Below are 18,483 nucleotides of genomic sequence, written 5' to 3'. Positions count from 1 at the left end.
ATGAATCCGAACTCTAGTCCGCGCGCCGGTAGCAAGGAATGGATCGGCTTGGCGGTGATCGCTTTACCTTGTTTATTATACGCCATGGATCTGACGGTGCTTTATCTTGCGATTCCCCAGCTCGCGGCGGAACTGAAGCCTTCCAGTTCGCAGATGCTATGGATCGTGGATATCTACGGATTCTTGGTCGCCGGCTTTTTGATCACCATGGGAACCCTGGGAGATCGTATCGGTAGACGAAAATTATTGCTCATGGGCGCCGCCGCGTTCGGAGCCGCGTCCGTATTCGCGGCGTTTTCCAATAGTGCCGAGATGCTCATCTGTACCCGAGCTCTACTCGGGATCACCGCCGCGACCCTCGCGCCTTCCACACTTTCCCTGATACGGAACATGTTTTTGGACGCGAATGAACGTACCTTTGCCATCGGTATCTGGGGAACCAGCTTTTCGATCGGAGGAGCGATCGGTCCTTTGGTAGGGGGAATGTTGCTGGAACATTTTTGGTGGGGTTCCGTATTTCTTTTGAGCGTGCCGGTAATGATCCTTCTCCTGTTAGTGGGACCGAAATTATTACCGGAATTCAAGGATCCGAACGCGGGCAGACTGGATTTTACGAGCGCGCTTCTTTCTCTTTTGGGTGTTCTTTCCGTGATCTACGGACTGAAAAAAATTTCCGAAGACGGCCTCGGGAAGATTCCGTTAGCGTTCATTTTCGCAGGTATATTCGTGGGCTATCTCTTCGTAAAAAGACAAAAGACTCTCTCCGATCCTCTCCTGGATCTGGAACTTTTCAAAATCCCCACTTTTTCGGGGGCCTTGGTCGCGAATACGATGGTCATCTTCGTGGCATTGGGAAGTTTTTTGTTCGTTACACAGTATCTTCAATTGGTTCTGGGATTGTCTCCGTTAGAGGCGGGACTCTGGACCCTTCCGGGAGCGGTGGGAAATGTAATGGGATCCTTAACGGTTCCGATTTTGGTCAAACGCATCAGACGTCTTTACGTGGTGATCGGCGGTTGTATTCTCTGCATCTTGGGATTTTTTCTCTACTTCCAGATCCAGGGTGATTCCGGACTCGTATATATTTTTCTAGGCGCCTTATGCTTGTCGAACGGGATCTGCTGCGTGGTCATCCTAGGAACGGACATCATCGTGGGCGCCGCTCCTCCGGAAAGGGCTGGTGCGGCGGCTTCCATTTCGGAAACCGGAGCGGAGTTCGGCGGGGTACTGGGAATCGCCGTCCTGGGCAGCATCGGGACTGCAGTTTATAGAAATCGAATGAAGGAAATTTCCTTGGAAGGCGTGGACCCGAATTCACTCGAAGCCGCCAGAAGTACCCTGGGAGCGGCGGTGGCAATCGCCAAGGATTTGCCGGAACAGTTCGGCACTGCGCTTACGGAGGCGGCTCGTCTGGCGTTTCTGGATTCTATGCGCCTCGTGATCCTCATCTGCGCCGGGATCTCGACCGTACTCGCGGCAGGGGCCTTATACACCCTCAAAAATCCGAAAAAAGCCGGAGAGATTTCGGGCGATCGGAGAGCGGAAGAAACCGCGGAAATGGTTGAATGAATCGAACTGCATGGTAGGAAGAGTCAATCCGACTCATGAAAAATCTCTTAAGACAATTCCTACCGCCGATTCTCCTCAAAGCGGCCGCCTTTCTCCTGCGCTCGATTCGAAAGAAATCCGGTTCGACGTTTTCGAATCTGGACGAAGAAAGCATTATCCGTAAGTATCTGGAAACGCTCGGAATCAAAGAACGTTTCTGCGTGGACATCGCGGCTTCGGACGGCATTACCATGTCTAATACGCTGTTTCTGTTCCGTCAGGGTTGGAACGGGATCGCGGTGGAATACGACGCGACTAAGTTTTCCAAGCTGGCCGGTTTGTACGCTTCCTTTCCCGATTGTTATTTGATCAAAACGAAGGTTACTCCGCTCGCGATGCAAAAAAAAGAAGGGATGGAATTTTTGCGCGAAAAATTCAAATCCTATTCCGGCAAATTCCTACTGAACTGATCCGAGCAGGGAAGTCGAATGATCCAAGAACTCCATCTTCGGGTATCGCCCGAGATCGCAGGGCAAGAGGAAGAACTGAGAAAATACGTCTCTAAGTCCGCTAGGATTCCGATGCAGGAACTCCGTCATGTGGAGATTTTGAGCCGTTCGATCGACGCTAGACAAAGGAATATCCTGTTCGATTTAAAAGTCCTGGCTTTTATCGGGGAAGAGTTCCTCGAAACTCCGATGCGATTGCCGGATTATCCGAACGTAAAAGATTCCGAGGAAGTTCTCGTCGTCGGAGCAGGTCCTGCCGGATTGTTTGCCGCACTGGAACTCATCGAGAACGGTTTGAAACCTGTGATTCTGGAAAGAGGAAAGGACGTTTCCCGCAGACCTTTGGATTTGCGACAGATCAATGCGCACCATACGGTGGATGAAGATTCCAATTATTGTTTCGGAGAAGGCGGAGCGGGAACCTATTCCGACGGAAAGTTATATACTAGATCCAAAAAAAGAGGCAATGTCAGAAGGATCCTGGAATTGCTCGTGGGTTTCGGCGCTTCCAAGGACATACTCGTCGAGGCCCATCCCCATATAGGAACGAATAAGTTGCCTAAGATCGTCCGCAAAATCCGCGAAACGATTCTGGATAGGGGAGGAGAGGTCCATTTCGACCAACGGGTCACGGATATCCTGTTAGAGGGGGATTCGATCCGGGGAGTTCTTACGAAACGAGGGGACCGTTTTACCGCAGAACGGTTGGTCTTGGCTACGGGACATTCCGCTAGAGACATATTCGAATTATTGCATGCAAAAGGGATCGAAATCCAGGCAAAACCTCTTGCCCTAGGAGTCAGAGTGGAACACCGGCAGTCCTTGATCGATTCCATCCAGTACCGTTGCGGAGAAAGAGGTCCTTATCTCCCGCCTTCTCCCTATAGCATCGTAAAACAGGTGGAGGGTAGAGGAGTGTATTCTTTTTGCATGTGCCCCGGCGGAGTCATAGCGGCTTGCGCCACAAAACAGGAGGAAATCGTCACCAACGGCTGGTCCTCTTCCAAAAGAGCCAGGCCCACTGCAAATTCAGGAGTCGTGGTCGAACTCCAACTCCAGGATTTTAAACCGTACGCGAAATTCGGTCCTCTGGCGGGGATGGAATTCCAAAAAGAACTAGAAAAACGAGCCTGGATTGCAGGGGGAAGAACCCAAACCGCCCCCGCCCAGAGACTCGCCGACTTTGTGGACGGCAAAATGTCGGAAAGCCTTCCCAAGACTTCTTACGCACCGGGAGTAAAATCCGTGGAATTGGGTTCCGTTTTGCCGGGACTCATATACGGACTTCTCCGCGCCGGATTCCGCGAATTCGACAAATCCATGAGGGGATATCTGACCAACGACGCCGTGGTTCACGCACCGGAAACCAGAACCTCTTCTCCCGTTCAGATTCCGAGAGACCCGGAAACCCTGGAACATGTGAAAATCAAAGGCTTGTATCCCTGCGGAGAAGGAGGCGGCTACGCCGGCGGAATCGTGTCGGCGGCCATGGACGGAATTCGGTGTGCCGCCGAGATCGCTAAAGCTAGGCGTTGATTTCTTTCGGAACCGCCGGATGCCGGATGGGAGGCGATTATTACGATTCCAAACTTATAAACTCGAACAATTTCTTATGCTTGCATGTTCTCGAATATGATTTTATAGTGGCTTTATTGCAGGTTCGCTGATCTTTATAACCGCACATGTCATAGTAGTAGATCCATCTCTTTTGGACCTAAGTTTCCCAGAAAGTCAGGAAGTTCCGGTAGCAAAAGGCGGTGGATACCCGCTCGAATCGCTTCCTCAGCCTTTAGGTTGTTTTCAGGAATCGACAAATACCATTTGCGAAGTCCCGGCTGCCTAAAATGAAACTATCGAGGAAAGCATGCAAAATCGCAAACTTTTTGTTGGAAATCTCAACTACTCTGTAGGGCATTCGGAAATTAACGAATTGTTCTCTAATTATGGCGAAGTTGCTTTCGTTAAAATCATCGAAGGCAAAGGTTTCGGCTTTGTAGAGATGGCAAACGAACAACAGGCAGAAAACGCCAAAAACAGTCTGAATGGAACCGAGTTTAAAGGTAGAACGCTGAACGTAGACGTCGCAAAACCGCAGACGTTCAACAATAGACCGAAAAGACATTAATCTTCGAAGCGAATTCGCTTCGTCGGTAAAACGAATTAGGACAAGGTAGGAGCGAAAATCGCACCCCATCTTGTCCTTTCTATTTCGATTGGTTAGATGAGAAACCGACCCGTCTGCGTGCCTAATTGCTCCGGCAAACGGATCGTGGGGTTGTTTAAACCCCTACTTCTTCCGTAGACTCTGCGTCTTCTTCCTCTTCAAAAGAGAGAAGCTCCAGCAATTCCTGATAAGCCCGTTCTTTTTCCACGACCCCGGTTTTCTTGATCGCTTTTCTTAAAACGTCGTCCCACTTTTTCTGCGGAATGACCGCTTGCATATCTTCCAATACTTCTAGGATCGCAATATCGTCCTTGGTATTGAAAATCTCCGTAGCGTCGTGGCGAAACAACCCGGACAACTGTTCGATGAAGTCTCCAATGCTGCTTCCTTTGGCACGTCTCTGCAGGGTTTCTTGTTTTTTTTGCGCTTTGCGGAGATCTCTTTCTCGTCTCTCCAACTCGGTCCGTTTCATAGGAAAAACCCTCTCTTTCCGGCTGTACTTGCCATTCTTTCCAGATGGCCTGCCAGGCAAAGAAAAAACCGTGAATCTATGTTTGGGAAGCGCAGGCCTATTCCCGTTCGGGGTACCTTTTAGCCCTTAGAGGAGGGGGTTTTTGCCGGGTTGAAAATCCTCTCACCCTTCTTTTTCTCTTTTTCGGCTCGTTTCCCGAAAACTTCCGAGCTCCCGAAGCCTACGACTATTAGACGAGGGCTCGGGAGGAAAAAGTTTCCTCCCTATTAGGATCCGCTTAAAACCAACTTTTAAAGCTTTGCGGGACTTCCGTGACTTTTCGAGTCGAGTAATCCATAAAGACTAGTCCCGTTTTGGCTTCGCATATCACTTTTCCCGAGATTGGTCCGTCGGTGTGAACCATACGATAATACAGATCGCAACCTTTGGAACTGAAATCGTCCGCTCCGATTTCCACCCGAATCTCGTCTCCGAAAAACGCCTCTGCCTTATAGACCACTACCAGATCCGTGAGAATGATTCCGGATCCTTCCACATCCAGTTCGTTCGTTCCCTTTTCCCGAAAAAGTCTGGCTCTTGCCTCGTGCAATAGGGAAACCACCCTGTCGTGAGCTAGGTGGGCGGCAAAGTTCGTATCGTAAATTCTGATCCTAAGGGACGTGGACCAGGAAAGTTTTTCGGGCAGTTGCAGTTGGACTCGCGCCATATTCGGCTCCTTTTTTGAATTCGAGGGTTTATATTTTTAATTCGAAAGGCCTTTTTCCCTTCTTGCTTTTTCCAATCTTTCGATGACTTCTTTCGCTTCCTGGATTTTTTCCTTCTCTTCTTCCGGTGTCATGGATTTGGGATAGGAAGGCCGGAACAGGTCTTGGGAAACTCCTCCATTCATCCAGAAGAAGAGGAAAAGCGAGACCGAGCCGACTGCCAGGCTGCTGATAAACGAATTCCTGCGTTCGCATTTCAATCCGTAATAAAGGACGTTCAGGAGTAGGTAGCTGGAATAGAGGAAGAAAAGGATCAAAACGGTGAAACGGAACCGGCCCGCAGGAAGCATAAGATACAGGCAGGAACAGAGCGGGAAAAGAAAAGCCAATCTGGAAACGAAGGTGGCGCTTTTGCGTACATCCGTCAGTCCCCGGGAATATTTCGGAATCCAATAGAGAAGAATTCCTCCGATCAGTAAAAAGCATCCGGAATACAGCGCGGAGTATATCGCTCCCCAAAAAACGGAAGGCAAAAGAACGATGAAAAGAAAATTCAGGAAGGAGCCTCCGAAAGCCAGAAAAATGGCCGCGGATTGCAGGGAGAAAAGTCCGCCGACGAAGGAGCCGATTAGGAAAAAGAAAAAAACCCTTAGGAAAGAGACTAGAAAATTCGGATCCGTACCCGCGCTTTGGAACGCGGAACTGGGAGAGCGCAATACGATTAAGACTTCTCGAACGTGGTCGATCAGAATTTTCATCCTTATAATGGCGCAAAGTTTGTTACGAAATGAAAAAAAGGCAAGCGATTCTCCTGAAAACTTCTTTTCCGAAACTCGAACGGAGTTAGAAAGGTCCTTGTCGTTTTGATAGCACCGCTTTCCGCGGAAGGAGCGATCCAAATGTTCTCGACTAGATTCCGGATGCACGGCCGAAATTCCCTTTTTCTCGGCGTCTTCTTTGTATTTCTACTTTTCGGAACGAATTGTGTTCCTCATTCTCCGCGCACGGATCTCGTACGGAAAGAATTTCCGCAGTCCGTGTTAATTCTCGGACACAGAGGTGCCAGGGCCTTGGCTCCGGAAAACACCCTTTCCGGATTTCGTTTAGCGATGAAATACGGACACGGCTTCGAGCTGGACACTATGCTTTGTAAAACCGGAGAATTGGTCGTTATACACGATTATAATCTGGATCGGGTGACGAACGGAAAAGGAAAGGTCAAGGACACTTCTCTGGCGGACATCAAACGGTTGGATGCGGGAAGTCATTTCGCTCCCGAATACAAGGGAGAAGAGGTCCCGACTTTAGAGGAAGTGTTAAACGAATTCGGCGGAAAGTCGGTCATAGACATCGAAATCAAATCCGAAGAATCGGGGGAACCCGCAAAACAGGTGGCGGATGCAGTCATCGATCTGCTCACGAAGAAAAAATTTCCGAAATACGTCTTCGTCTCCTCTTTCAATCCGTTCGTACTGGAACGGATTAAGGAGAAAAAGCCGGAGATTCTGAGAGGACAAATCTATGCTACGTTCAAGGATTCCCAGATGTCCTATTATAAGAAAGTGGCATTGAGGAATCTCCTGCTGAACGACAAGGCCGTTCCGGATATATTGGCTCCGGAGCATCTGATGGTGGACGAGGATTATGTGAAAAAATACCATTCCCTAGGATATAAAATCTATCCGTGGACGGTAAATGATCCTTCCGATATGCGAAGACTCCTCAAGGACGGGGTCGACGGGATCATTACCGATCGTCCGGATCTACTTTCCCAAGTCCTGAAAGAATCAGGCAGATGATTTTTCAGGGATAAAACTGGTATAATCCATCATCGTAGTAAAACGGACCGGTTCCCGTTCGTATTCCAATACTTCGGAAAGCGTTCGGAAGCGGTTCAGTCCGGCTCCTATTTCTATATCCGACCCGGTAAATTGAAGAGGATGTTCGTATCCGCATGCGTGCGCGACTGCAAGTAACTCCTTCCGGAATCCTTTGATATAACTCGCGGCTCGCTCGGCTTTAAGATTCACGTCCAACCCTGCTTGCAACCATCTGCTCTGAGTTGCGACTCCGGCAGGGCAATGACCCGTATGACATTTCTGGGCTTGGATGCATCCTATGGACATCATGGATTCCCTGGCCACGTTGATCAAGTCGCACCCCATCGCGAAAGCCACGATAGCTCTATCAGGAAAACCTAATTTTCCACTTCCAATCCAGACGATTCCGTCCGCGATCCTTGCATTCTGAAAAATACGATATACGCGGGCGAATCCCACTTTAAAGGGCAAAGAGACGTGGTCCGTAAACGTTAAGGGAGCAGCTCCCGTGCCGCCTTCCCCTCCGTCTATGGTAATGAAGTCGGGGCCTTTTCCGCCGGATTTCATTCTTTCCGCCAACTCTTCCCAAAACTTGGACTCTCCTACCGCGCTCTTGATGCCCACGGGCAGGCCCGTTTCTCCCGCAATTTTTTCTATGAATTCCACAAGGCCTTTTACGTCCGTAAATTCGGAATGTGCGTTAGGCGAAATACAATCCTGTCCCTGCTGGATTCCGCGGATTTTTGCGATTTCCGCGGTGACTTTGGCGCCAGGTAAGATTCCACCCTTTCCGGGTTTCGCGCCCTGGGATAATTTGATCTCTATGGCTCTGACGTACGGATTTTCGGAGAGACGTTCCAGAAACTTATCCATGGAAAACTTTCCTTTTTCGTCTCTAGCGCCGAAATACCCCGTTCCTAACTGCCACACGACGTCCGCTCCGAAGGCGTGATAAGGGGAAAGGCCTCCCTCTCCCGTATTATGATAACATCGAGCAAGCTTTGCTCCTTGGTTAAGTGCGGATACCGCTCTTTCTCCCAAAGATCCGTATGACATAGCGGAGATGTTGATGACGGAAGAAGGGCGATAAGGTTTTTTTCTGCCTCGGGATTCGCCCATGACTTTTAAGGAAGGGATCATGGAAGGGTCTCCGTTCAGAAATTTGGCCTGACCTTCCGGAAAGGGAAACGCGGAATGCTTTATGATCGGATAGCCCGCGTCGTATAACAATTCGGTGGTCCCGAAACCGAAATTATTGTTTTGCTTCTTCGCAGTCGCGTAAACCCAGGACCGTTCGGCGCGATTAAAAGGCATTTCCTCCTTGTCGTTGGCGACCCAATACTGTCTCAACTCCGGACCGATCATCTCGAACAAATAACGGATATGACCTACGATGGGAAAGTTGTGTTTTATCGTGTGTTTTCTTTGAACCAGGTCGTGGATGAAAACCGAGATTAGAAAAATACCGGTGACGCCGAACCAGAATAACCAGGGGTGATTGTCTATAATCCTAAGAGTTGCGAAGAGTTGTTCTTCCGACATGGGCGAAAGTATACATACAAGGAAAGATTTTGCAATTTCCTTTCATCCGCGACAGGGATTTTCTGATTCGAACCGTCCGACGGAAAATTCGGATTTGCCCGGTAGCTTTCGATCAGACTTTTAATCGAAATTCCTTTTTGAATTCTTTTCTAGCGGTCATTCTGATCCCGATGAATTTGCGCAGATCCTGGATTACGAACGTGTTGCTTTTCACCCAATCTCCGGTGTTAATAATGTTCATTTTCGGCAGACATAGGAAATCGTGTGTGTGTCCCGAAATCAGCACTTTTTTGCCTTGGTGTGCGAATTTTGCCAGCTTCTGGTAATAGGCGAGTGTTTCTTCGGCGGTCGTCGGGTCTTGTCTGTTCAAATGTTTGTGATAAAAATTCTCGGAGAATCGGAAGATTCCCGGAAACAAGGAGGCAAAGACGTGTAAGATTCTTAATATGAATATGGATCCGATCCAAGTGAATTTATTGTACTGGCCCTGATGACCGTGCAACGCGATCAGGAGATCGTCTTCCGCTTTTTCGCAGATGATCCAGTCCCTTGCCCGCAGATAGCTTTCCACTCTGGGGGACAATCTCATTAAATAGGAAGTCGTATCGTGGTTTCCTACGATGTAATATTTCCTTCCCTTGCCGCTGGAAAGGCGGTCCAATCGATCGAATAATTTGTTGAACCTTTTCTTTCCCTTAATTCTGGTCAACCTTCTGTCTGCGCTGAAAAACCAGCTTTCGATGATGTCTCCTACCAGATAAAGATTATGAAACTTGATCTCCTTCCTGTCCAGATGATCGAGTAATTGAAAAAGCTCTTTGTGCTTATGGGATTTGATTTTTTTGTTCAGCAGATAATGAACGTCGGAAACAAAGAATCCGTCGTATATTTTTCCTCGTGGGAATTTCATCAGGTGAAGCGACCTTATCCCATAAGATCCGACGGATTGGAAATGTCAACGGAATCGGCCGTTTGTAAGAGGAAGTTTCGATCGAATTTGGGATAAAAATACGTTACGATCCAACGGGACGCACCCTCTCGGAAACACGGAATCTCCTACCGCAATTTCGATCTCGGAAAGGTTCTTCTGATCCGACTTTTAGGGAGCGGGCCGACTGTCCCATTCTATACTTAAAATGATCGTACAGGAGGCGAGGGTGAACAAGGCCAACCCGAAGAGCAAACCTCCGTCATTGTGGACTACGATTCCCAGAAAAAGAAGGTGGGAAAAGACCGCGCCTACCATCAGGAAAAAACCTCCGATCGCTCCGATAAATCTTAGGGGCGGGATCAGGAGTAAAACGGCTATGAGAAATTCGAATGTCCCTGTCCAGATCCTTCCCCAAGGCTCCATTCCCATGGTGGCAAAGATCTCCACGGACTCGTCCGCTCCGGTGAACTTGAAAAAAAGAGTCTGTAGAAAGATGATCGAAGATAGTATCGACAGTACGGTTGAGATTCGATGCTTAAGCTGTTCCGACAGGGATAACATGTATAAAGCTCCTTTCCTACATTTCGAGAAATTCTTTTCGACGGTTACATCGGTTAAAAATAAATCCTTATTTGTACAGTTTCTCTATCGCGTTTTTGTATTTATCGGCGACCACATTCCGACGCACCTTCATGGTCAAAGTCAATTCGTCTCCCGGTTCGAACTTCTTGGGTAGAAGATAGAAATTAGACACCTTCTCGAAATTTTTGAAGCCGTTTTTGGAAGAAACCAAATCGCGAATTTCTTTCCTAAACAACTCGCGAACGTCGGGATCCGAGTTCGGATCCTGGATTTCCTGAAGCAATCTGGATTTCCATTCCTGGAGTTGCTTGTCCAAGACTTCCCAATCGGGAACGAGCAGGGCTCCGACGGACTTTTTGTCGTGCCCGACGACCATTGCCTGTAGGATCAGTTCGCTCTTGGTCAGCGCGAATTCGATCGGCTCGGGTTCAAGATTTTCCCCTCCGGAAAGTACGATCGTATCCTTTGCTCGGCCTGCGTATTTCAGGTCGCCTTGCGCGGTCCAAAACAGGAGATCTCCGGAATTCAACCACCCGTCCACGAGGATTTCCGCCGTTTTTTCCGGGTCCTTGTAGTATCCCATCATGACGTGAGGTCCTCGGTGCCACGCGATCCCTTTGATTCCCGGGTCATGGATCTCTTCCCCTTTTTCGTTGAGAAGTTTGATTTCTACTCCCGGCAGACACTTGCCTAGCGTTCCTACGGTGATCGCGTCCAATCTCCTACGAGTGGAGATCCCTCCTAACTCCGTCATCCCGTAGCCTTCCAATAAAGGAATTCCTATGGAATTGAAAAATCGATCTATGTATTCCGGCAAAGCCCCGGCGCCGGAAAGCGCATATTTCAGATTTCCCCCGAGACCGTTTCGAATTTTAGAAAAAACGAATTGAGCCATCAAGTTCGGCAGATATAGAAACGATAGCACCGCCAAGGCCGTGGACCTACGGAGAAATTCGACCGGAAAGGAGATCCTGCGCAGGGAATATTCCAGGCCCAAAAATCTACTCTTATATTTATGAAAGGACGAAGCGGTTTTTTGAAAGACGGGAAAGAGCAGTCTCCGAAAAGGGGAGGCTTCCCTCAGTTTATCCTGGATCTTATTGTAAAAACTTTCCCATACCCGAGGCACGGATAAGAGAAAGGTCGGACGAATTTCCTGCAGATCCTGACCTAAACTCGAAATAGAAGTGAAGGCTTCCGAAGCTCCGACACGCAGACAGGCGGTTTCTATCAATCTTTCCGCGATATGCCACGGAGGAAGATAAGCCATGGTTCGATCTTCCGGACTGAAATGGAGGTCGTAGAGAGAAAGGGAAGTGTCCACGTTGAACATTATGTTTTTGTGGGAAAGCATGACTCCTTTCGGTTTCCCGGTAGTGCCGGAAGTGTATACGATCGTAGCAAGATCGTCCTCCCGGATGGACTCTCCCCGTTTGTGGAATTCCATCTCTCCTTTTTCCCGGATCCAGCGATCCCCTAAGGAGATTAGGTCCTCTAAATGAAGAACTTTGAAAGAATCGTTTTGTCCTAGATTAGCGGAAGGCTCGAACGCGATCAGAACTTTCAGTTTCGGAAACGCGGAGGAGTTCGAAGCAATCTTACGAAGAGTGATTCCGTTTTCGACGAACGCCACCCTCGCTTCGGAATGGTTCAGAATATAAACCAAATCCTCCAGAGTAGAGTCCGTTCCTCTCGGAACATCCACGCTTCCTATATTCGTGATCCCCATACTGGCCCAAAGCCATCTATATCCGGAATCGGCGATCAAGGCTACATTCTCTCCTCGGTCGACTCCGATAGAAACCAAACCGAGACCGATTCTGGTTACGATTTCGTACAGTTCCGAATAGGATACGGCTCTGTAGGACTTCCCGTCAGGTTTGTAGAATTGCGCAGGGTGTTCTTTAAACGTCTCAGCGGAAACCTTCGTCATGTGATACAAAGTGGAGGAGCTGAGAAAAGGAAGCCTTGATGTTTCCATAGCGGGAACCGATTGTAACCTCGGTTAAAAAGAGGGTCCAGGAAAATTTGACCCTTTTCCTATTTTTTTGGCTTTTTTTGATTCGACTTCTAGTTTAGATCGGATTACAAAAATCGATTTTAATGTCGGATGTGATTTCTACCGAAAGACTTCGCATCGTATAGATTCTTATCCGCTGCTCCGAGAAGTTCTTGGGGAGAATGGATTTCCCTGTCTAAATTGCTGGAGACTCCGATGGACACGGTCACTCTGGAAAAAGGGCTTTTTTCATGAACGATCTGCATATCTTCTACGGTCTGTAGCATATCCAAGGCGACGACGATGGCTCCTTCCACGGGAGTATCCGGCAGAATTACGCCGAATTCCTCACCTCCGTATCTGGAGATCATATCCGAAGAACGATTCAAACAATCCTTCAATGCGAGAGCCACTCTTTCCAGAATTTCATCTCCCTTCAGATGCCCGTAGGTGTCGTTGTAGGATTTGAAATAATCCACATCTATCATAAGAAGCGACAGAGGTCTTTCCGTACGGAGAGATCGGTTCCATTCGCGGTCCAATTCTTGGTCGAAAAACCTTCTGTTCGCCACTCCCGTCAACGGATCCAACAGAGAAAGCTCCAAAAGTTGATCCGCTTTCTCCTTGTATTCCTCCTTTTCTTTCCGGAACGTGTTGATCCTATCTACCAATCCTAGAGAAAGCAAAACCACGTTACTCAAGAGGCCTAATTTCAACGCCCCGCTTGCGATCGGCTCCGATTCCCAAAGTCCCAATCTATTTAAGGAAAACATGATAATTCCCGCAAGGCCGAGTATCCATGCCGCAAGGAAGATTTTGGCTCTTCTGTCGTTCTTCAGCGCTCTTAAAACGGAAACGAAAAGAAGCAAAAGGATTCCTAGGATGGAAAGAACCGCGATGATCGGAAGAAGTTTGTGAAGCGGAAAGAAGGGAGCAGCGCAAAGAGAAAGAACCCATACTCCTGCCAACAATTTCGATAGAAGATGCAGCCTAGGATGGGAGTTCCTGGTTTGTAGGTATTCCTGCGAAAAAAGGATCAAAAAAAACATCGATATAGGCGTGATGCCGGCAAATGCGTAGTTTCCCCATTTCGGGAAGTCCGAAAAGAGCAGCCAGAAGCCGTAGCCGGAACTGATCAAAGTGAATAATACGAAAGAGAATACGACGATGGTATAGTATAAATACGCTTTTTCCCGAATTCCTAGGAACAGGAAAAAATTATAGAAGACCATGACTCCCAAAGCGCCGAAAAATATTCCGTTCAGCACAAGGGATATTCTGAAGGATTCCTCCCACTTGCTCCGGGTAATTAAGGAAATCGGAATGGTCAAGGATCCTTCGGATTCCACCCTGAAATACACCTCCACTTCCGCCTTGTCTTCCAGAGGGATCGGAAATACGAAGTACCTGTCTTTGACGGGTCTTTCTTTGAACGGTGTGAGATTTCCTGTATGAAATTCCCCCTCTCTGCCCAAAGAATCTTTCCAATATAGGTCGATCTTATCCAAATGAGGGTATTCTATTCTTAAATATCTTTCTTCTGATATCGGTTCTTCCACCTGCGCACGGAATTTGAACCAGTAAGGATTGGAGTCGTAACCGAAGTTGGAGATTTTATCCGCGTTTTTACGAAAAGCGGAATCCAGCTCTCCTCCGATCACTTCGTTGGAGGAAAGCGAACCGAGGGAATCCCTCATGAAAGAAATTTCATCGAAAAGTCGGATCTCCTCCGGCGAGCCGGAATCCAACTGTAACGTTTTTGCGGAGGTCGGCCCCAAGGATTTGGGGTACGTTTGCCCGACGAAAATCAGAAAAACGGCAAGAAAGACCGGACCAGAGATTAGAAATCGGTAAAATTTGGAAAGGCATTCCCGCATACAGCGGAAACGATCCACTGCATTCGAAGAATGTCAAAGATTTTCTTCCGTACCGTTTAGTCGGGTTCTCGGGTAAAAGCCTGCCTGTTTACGAAGAGAAACTGGGTTTCGGTGCGTCTGCCGTCCGAAGTCTTACCGGTAATCACGAGGGGAGGGTAACTTACCTTCGTTTTAAAATCGGGTATTCCGACTACGTACTCCGTCGCGGACTTTTTGGATCGAATCGCGTTCTTGCCTCTGATCTTCATTTGAATCGTCGCCGGATCCAAACCTTCCACGTTCACGGAAAATGTCTGTCCGGGCTTGACCCAGGAACCGTCCGCGATTCCGAGTTTGATCTTTCCCGGGGGGCTCGCGCTCAATATCGAATTGAATCTGGCCTGAGATTGTCCCCATGGAATCAGAGACCTATGGACCGTATACGGATCGGTGGAAGGAACGTTCTTGCCCGGATTGACGGTGAACGCCATTCTATAACCCGCTTCCTTCGCTTCCTCTATCACTCGGACGTCGAATAACCCGAACGGATAAGCGAGATCTTTGACCTTATGGCCGGTTTTCGCCTCGAGAATCGCTTTGGATTCCCTCAATTGTTTCCGAATTTCGGCCCTCTTCATTGCGGGTAATTTAGGATGGTATAGAGTATGAGAGCCTAAATCGAGGACTCCGCTGTCCAGAGCTTCTTTCAAGTCGGGCCAACGCATATAAAATTTGAATTTCGGATTGGAGATCGTACTCGGGTAAATGAATATCGAAGCCCTAAAACCGTATTTTTTCAGAAGGGAAACCAACACGGTCTTATGAGTGAGAGAACCATCGTCGAAAGTGAGTAAGATCGGACGCTTGGGAAAATCCGCGCCGCTTTCCCCCTTTATGTAGGAATAAAATTGGTCCAAACTTACCGTTTGGTAGCCTAACTTTTTCAGATATTTGAACTGCTCTTCCAGCAAACTCGGGTCGAGATTGTATCCCCCCATAGGGTTTCCATTGTCGACCAGATGGTGATAACAAAGGACCGGGATCCCTTTTCCATGGCCCGATCCGTCCGGATTTTCCTTGCCGGCGTCATAAGCGACTCTTGCAGGCAAATTCGAAACATTGGGAATGGAATTTTCGAAAGTTTTAGCGGATTTGGGAGAATCTTCGATTTTCGATTTTGCGCGGGCTTCCGGAGGATTCTTCTTCGATCCCTGAGAGGATGGTTCTGGATTTAAGAAATTTTTTACCGGAGTCGCTACTGCGGAGAAAGAAATCAGGAATGTTACAGTTAGGATAAACTTCGTCGGTGTAAGGCGGCTCATATTCTCTCAGACAGGAGGAGTCAACGCCCATTTTTTTTACGGCATCCGCGTTCGCAACTTGTTTCTGGAACCTCCTCCCTAAGGAAATGCTTCGGAGGAGGGGAAATTTATTTCCTTCCTTTTTCCCGAATCATCCGCTTTAGAACGGACTCGGAATGATGACTTAGCTTTACGACAGCCACCTTGGTCGGTTTCTTTTTTTCGGATTCGAGAAGCAGACTAGCGAATCTGAATTTCCTTCGGATGTGGTTCACTGCGGGAATGGAAGTCTTAAACAATTTCGCCAACTCGTGGTCGGCGTGTCCTTCCTGATTCAAGTCGTAGAATTTATTCAGTTTATTTTCATCCCAAACGATCTTTTCATCCGACTTGTAGTAATTGTGATGCTCCAATCTCCGACTGTTTCTTTCGTACGATCCCTTATTTCTTTTCTCCCGCCAGAACGGATGCCGATTTCTTGCGTATTTTATGTCATCTATTGTATAACCTGATTTATTCAACCATTCTGTGGTAATACTAGATTTCTTCGGTCCTTCTAGTTTTGATTTTATGGAAAATTCGATGTATTGCTCGGGCGTTTTTGCCGAGAGAAGTTTCTTTTTTTCCTTTTCGTAATCCATATCCTTGCCTTGCGATCGTTGACCCACCGTGAATAGGGTGTTAGTTTCTATTTAAGTCGGTGGATAGTGTTCTTTACCATAAGTTGTACCGAAACTCTTTTTCCGCCTATACTTCGAAAAAACAAAACGACCTGAGTCATTCCGCTCCGGTATTTGTAAGATTTAAATCGGCTAAGTATACTAAGAATATTAACCGAACTACAATGTCCCAATTTACTAATGTTACTTGAGCCTCGAAAAATTCCGATAAGCATACGATCGAATTCGACCCCGATCCGACTGTACCCCGGCGGTCATTTTTATAAGCGAAGTCCTTTATCATCTTATAAAAGCCGAACCGAGGATTTTTATCGGAAGTGCTCAAAAAATATTCATTAGAAATCACGGTAGCGCCCGAGTTCTATTCTCCGCCTCATCGACGAAAAATGGAAGCATAGAACTAGCTCTACGATCGGAAATCGTTAGAAATCGGCATATTTCACTTTTCCTTGACTTACCGTCGCAAAAGTTCCTACATTTCCGAACTTCGGTCCGACCGAAATTTTTTTCCATTCCGACGGATCCGTAAGAAGGCTTTCCTACACTTCGGAGGTCTAAATGAAAACTACCAAGGAAAACAGTACAAATGAAATACTCGGTTATTACCGGAGGAACGGAAGGAATCGGGAAGGCGACCGTAAGCGGATTGGCCGAAAGAGGTTGGTCGGTCACTATGATCGCTCGAAATCCGGAAAAGGCGGAGGCGACGGCAAAGGAAATTCGGGCGAAAACGGGAAACCAAAACGTGGACTTTATCGCGGGCGATCTTTCTTCCCTGGAAAACGTGGCAAACACAGCCAAGACAGTGCGGAAAAAAATTCCGAAAATCGACGCTTTAATCAATAATGCAGGGTTGATGTCTCCCGAAAGACAGGTATCCAAAGACGGATATGAAATGAATTTTGCGGTCAATCACTTGGCGCATGTTTTGTTAACCGAACTCTTATTGGAGAATGTAAAGGCCGCCGACCAGGGAAGAATCGTCGCTGTAAGCTCCAAATTATATAGGAATGCCAAGCCCGATCTGTCCGATCTTTCGCTGGAAAAAAAATATTCCTGGATTCAGGCGTACGCGGATTCCAAATTGTATAATATTTTTTACGTCCAGGAATTGGCGGATCGACTGCAAGGAAGCGGAACGACGGCGAATTCCTTGCACCCGGGAGTAGTCAATACGTCCCTTGCCAGGGATTTGAAGGGCCCCATCGGATTCGTCTTTTCAGGGATAAAAAACCTATTTTTTATCTCTCCTGAAAAAGGAGCTAGAACCTCGATCTATCTCGCGGACGCGCCCGGGCTGGAAAAAATTTCCGGACAGTATTTCGAAGATCGGGTTCAGGTCCCTCTGGCCGGCCTGGCATTGAACGGTGAGCTTCGAAAAAGAATCGGGGAAGAAACTCGAAAAATTCTGTCCAAATTCCTATAATATGCTCGAACGGGGGAAATTCCCCGTTCCTTTTTCCGATCGGCGACCTCGGAACCCGATTGACCGAGACGAAATTTGCGTTACTCTCGGAATCCGTTTCTCATGGCCGCTAATAAAAGATTTTCCGTCGCCGTTCATACGCTTGCAGTCGTAGGTTACCACCAAAGAAAAAACTCTTCTCCCGTGACTTCCGAAGATATCGCCAAGAGCGTAGATACGAATCCGGTAGTCATACGAAATCTAGTGCGGTCTTTAAAAGCGGCGGGGATCATCGAATCAAAGGAGGGAAAAGGAGGCGGACTTCTTTTGTCCAAGGATCCGAAGTCGGTCACCTTGGGCGAGATTTATCATGCACTGACACCTTCCCCGATCCTGAAAGAGAACGACGGGAGTGTCCAGAAAGCCTGCCAAGTCAGTTGTCATATGAAACAAATATTAAAACCTTTTTTACAAAAGGCGGACCAAGCCGTTTTGGAAACGTTATCACATACGACATTAGAAGAGGTGATTCAAGCGATCCCGAAGTAGGTCCCTTGCTTTTCGCGTTTGATCGGCTCTACGATTTATTTCTTCTTTCGATTTTTAGAACTTTTTGCCGTCTTGTTGAAATCGAGAGAAAGTTGGATCCAGTAATCAAAATCTTTATTCGTTTTGATTGCGTCTTTGCCGACGAGTACGTAGCCTTTGTATTCTTTGCCTTTCATATTCATAGTTCGACAGCCTTTTCTCTGAATCGCATCCTCGTGCAGAGAGGGATCTATGCGGCAAAGCAATTCGTCATCTCCGACACCGATGCACATCTTACCGTTCACCATAAAGGTGACGCCGCGAAACATCCGTTTCTCCTCTACGTCGGGTAAATGTTGGAGCGCAGTTCTAACTCGGTTCGTCAGTTGTTCGTTGTACGCCATGAGGAACCTCACTTGAGAATCATATTCCGATTGCGGAC

The 18,483-nt window shown here is 47.7% G+C and carries 18 protein-coding genes; 7 read left to right on the top strand and 11 right to left on the bottom strand.

Translation table 11 applies throughout. The features are described from left to right. The 4 genes from EHO60_RS13080 to EHO60_RS13065 all read left to right on the top strand — a co-directional run bounded on the left by EHO60_RS13080 (window position 1) and on the right by EHO60_RS13065 (window position 4,182). Window positions 1–1,569 (top strand): MFS transporter, encoded by a 1,569-nt coding sequence (locus EHO60_RS13080; RefSeq protein ID WP_135768643.1) that lies wholly within the window; start codon window positions 1–3, stop codon window positions 1,567–1,569. 35 nt (window positions 1,570–1,604) lie between these two features. Further along, entirely contained in the window at window positions 1,605–2,018 is a 414-nt protein-coding gene (locus EHO60_RS13075) for a hypothetical protein (RefSeq protein ID WP_135768642.1), read from the top strand. Window positions 2,019–2,036: 18 nt separating this feature from the next. Beyond that, window positions 2,037–3,593 (top strand): NAD(P)/FAD-dependent oxidoreductase, encoded by a 1,557-nt coding sequence (locus EHO60_RS13070; RefSeq protein ID WP_135768641.1) that lies wholly within the window; start codon window positions 2,037–2,039, stop codon window positions 3,591–3,593. A 328-nt stretch (window positions 3,594–3,921) separates the two neighbouring features. Continuing rightward, on the top strand, window positions 3,922–4,182 hold the full coding sequence (locus EHO60_RS13065) for an RNA recognition motif domain-containing protein (RefSeq protein WP_010409572.1): 261 nt from the start codon (window positions 3,922–3,924) through the stop codon (window positions 4,180–4,182). A 154-nt stretch (window positions 4,183–4,336) separates the two neighbouring features. Here EHO60_RS13065 and EHO60_RS13060 read toward each other — a convergent pair whose 3' ends face one another. The 3 genes from EHO60_RS13060 to EHO60_RS13050 all read right to left on the bottom strand — a co-directional run bounded on the left by EHO60_RS13060 (window position 4,337) and on the right by EHO60_RS13050 (window position 6,155). Beyond that, window positions 4,337–4,693: an LB_289 family protein gene (locus EHO60_RS13060; protein WP_135768640.1), complete on the bottom strand. Its 357-nt coding sequence runs from the start codon at window positions 4,691–4,693 to the stop codon at window positions 4,337–4,339. 277 nt (window positions 4,694–4,970) lie between these two features. Then, the gene (locus EHO60_RS13055) at window positions 4,971–5,399 is read right to left on the bottom strand and encodes a thioesterase family protein (protein ID WP_135768639.1); all 429 of its coding nucleotides are present in this window, start codon (window positions 5,397–5,399) and stop codon (window positions 4,971–4,973) included. Window positions 5,400–5,435: 36 nt separating this feature from the next. Then, window positions 5,436–6,155, bottom strand: a complete 720-nt coding sequence (locus EHO60_RS13050) for a YIP1 family protein (protein ID WP_135768638.1) — start codon at window positions 6,153–6,155, stop codon at window positions 5,436–5,438. A gap of 141 nt (window positions 6,156–6,296) precedes the next feature. Here EHO60_RS13050 and EHO60_RS13045 point away from each other — a divergent pair, with 141 nt between their 5' ends. Next, window positions 6,297–7,196: a glycerophosphodiester phosphodiesterase gene (locus tag EHO60_RS13045; protein WP_135768781.1), complete on the top strand. Its 900-nt coding sequence runs from the start codon at window positions 6,297–6,299 to the stop codon at window positions 7,194–7,196. Here the strand turns inward: EHO60_RS13045 and EHO60_RS13040 are convergent. The 7 genes from EHO60_RS13040 to EHO60_RS13010 form a co-directional block, all read right to left on the bottom strand. Further along, window positions 7,185–8,759, bottom strand: a complete 1,575-nt coding sequence (locus EHO60_RS13040; protein WP_135768637.1) for an FMN-binding glutamate synthase family protein — start codon at window positions 8,757–8,759, stop codon at window positions 7,185–7,187. The two genes, EHO60_RS13045 and EHO60_RS13040, sit on opposite strands and share 12 nt — an antisense overlap. Before the next feature lie 112 nt (window positions 8,760–8,871). Beyond that, entirely contained in the window at window positions 8,872–9,669 is a 798-nt protein-coding gene (locus tag EHO60_RS13035; protein ID WP_135768636.1) for a UDP-2,3-diacylglucosamine diphosphatase, read from the bottom strand. A 189-nt stretch (window positions 9,670–9,858) separates the two neighbouring features. Next, the gene (locus EHO60_RS13030) at window positions 9,859–10,251 is read right to left on the bottom strand and encodes a DoxX family protein (RefSeq protein ID WP_135768635.1); all 393 of its coding nucleotides are present in this window, start codon (window positions 10,249–10,251) and stop codon (window positions 9,859–9,861) included. Between the two features lie 67 nt (window positions 10,252–10,318). After that, window positions 10,319–12,253 (bottom strand): AMP-dependent synthetase/ligase, encoded by a 1,935-nt coding sequence (locus EHO60_RS13025; RefSeq protein WP_135768634.1) that lies wholly within the window; start codon window positions 12,251–12,253, stop codon window positions 10,319–10,321. Window positions 12,254–12,372: 119 nt separating this feature from the next. Further along, entirely contained in the window at window positions 12,373–14,166 is a 1,794-nt protein-coding gene (locus EHO60_RS13020; protein ID WP_246028309.1) for a diguanylate cyclase, read from the bottom strand. A gap of 38 nt (window positions 14,167–14,204) precedes the next feature. After that, window positions 14,205–15,449 (bottom strand): polysaccharide deacetylase family protein, encoded by a 1,245-nt coding sequence (locus EHO60_RS13015; RefSeq protein ID WP_135768633.1) that lies wholly within the window; start codon window positions 15,447–15,449, stop codon window positions 14,205–14,207. Between the two features lie 107 nt (window positions 15,450–15,556). After that, the gene (locus EHO60_RS13010; protein ID WP_135768632.1) at window positions 15,557–16,069 is read right to left on the bottom strand and encodes an LB099 family protein; all 513 of its coding nucleotides are present in this window, start codon (window positions 16,067–16,069) and stop codon (window positions 15,557–15,559) included. Between the two features lie 625 nt (window positions 16,070–16,694). Between EHO60_RS13010 and EHO60_RS13005 the strand changes: the two genes are divergently transcribed. Both EHO60_RS13005 and EHO60_RS13000 read left to right on the top strand, forming a co-directional pair. Continuing rightward, complete coding sequence (locus EHO60_RS13005; RefSeq protein ID WP_135768631.1) at window positions 16,695–17,534, top strand: SDR family oxidoreductase; 840 nt, start codon at window positions 16,695–16,697, stop codon at window positions 17,532–17,534. A 102-nt stretch (window positions 17,535–17,636) separates the two neighbouring features. Beyond that, window positions 17,637–18,062, top strand: coding sequence for an RrF2 family transcriptional regulator (locus EHO60_RS13000; RefSeq protein WP_135768630.1), 426 nt, complete (start codon window positions 17,637–17,639; stop codon window positions 18,060–18,062). A 35-nt stretch (window positions 18,063–18,097) separates the two neighbouring features. Here EHO60_RS13000 and EHO60_RS12995 read toward each other — a convergent pair whose 3' ends face one another. Next, window positions 18,098–18,445 (bottom strand): TfoX/Sxy family protein, encoded by a 348-nt coding sequence (locus tag EHO60_RS12995; protein WP_135768629.1) that lies wholly within the window; start codon window positions 18,443–18,445, stop codon window positions 18,098–18,100. Window positions 18,446–18,483 lie beyond the last annotated feature (38 nt).

Origin of the sequence: Leptospira fletcheri (genome assembly GCF_004769195.1) — a bacterium.
In the GTDB taxonomy this organism is placed as follows: domain Bacteria; phylum Spirochaetota; class Leptospiria; order Leptospirales; family Leptospiraceae; genus Leptospira_B; species Leptospira_B fletcheri.
This window is presented reverse-complemented; position numbering and strand designations above follow the sequence as displayed.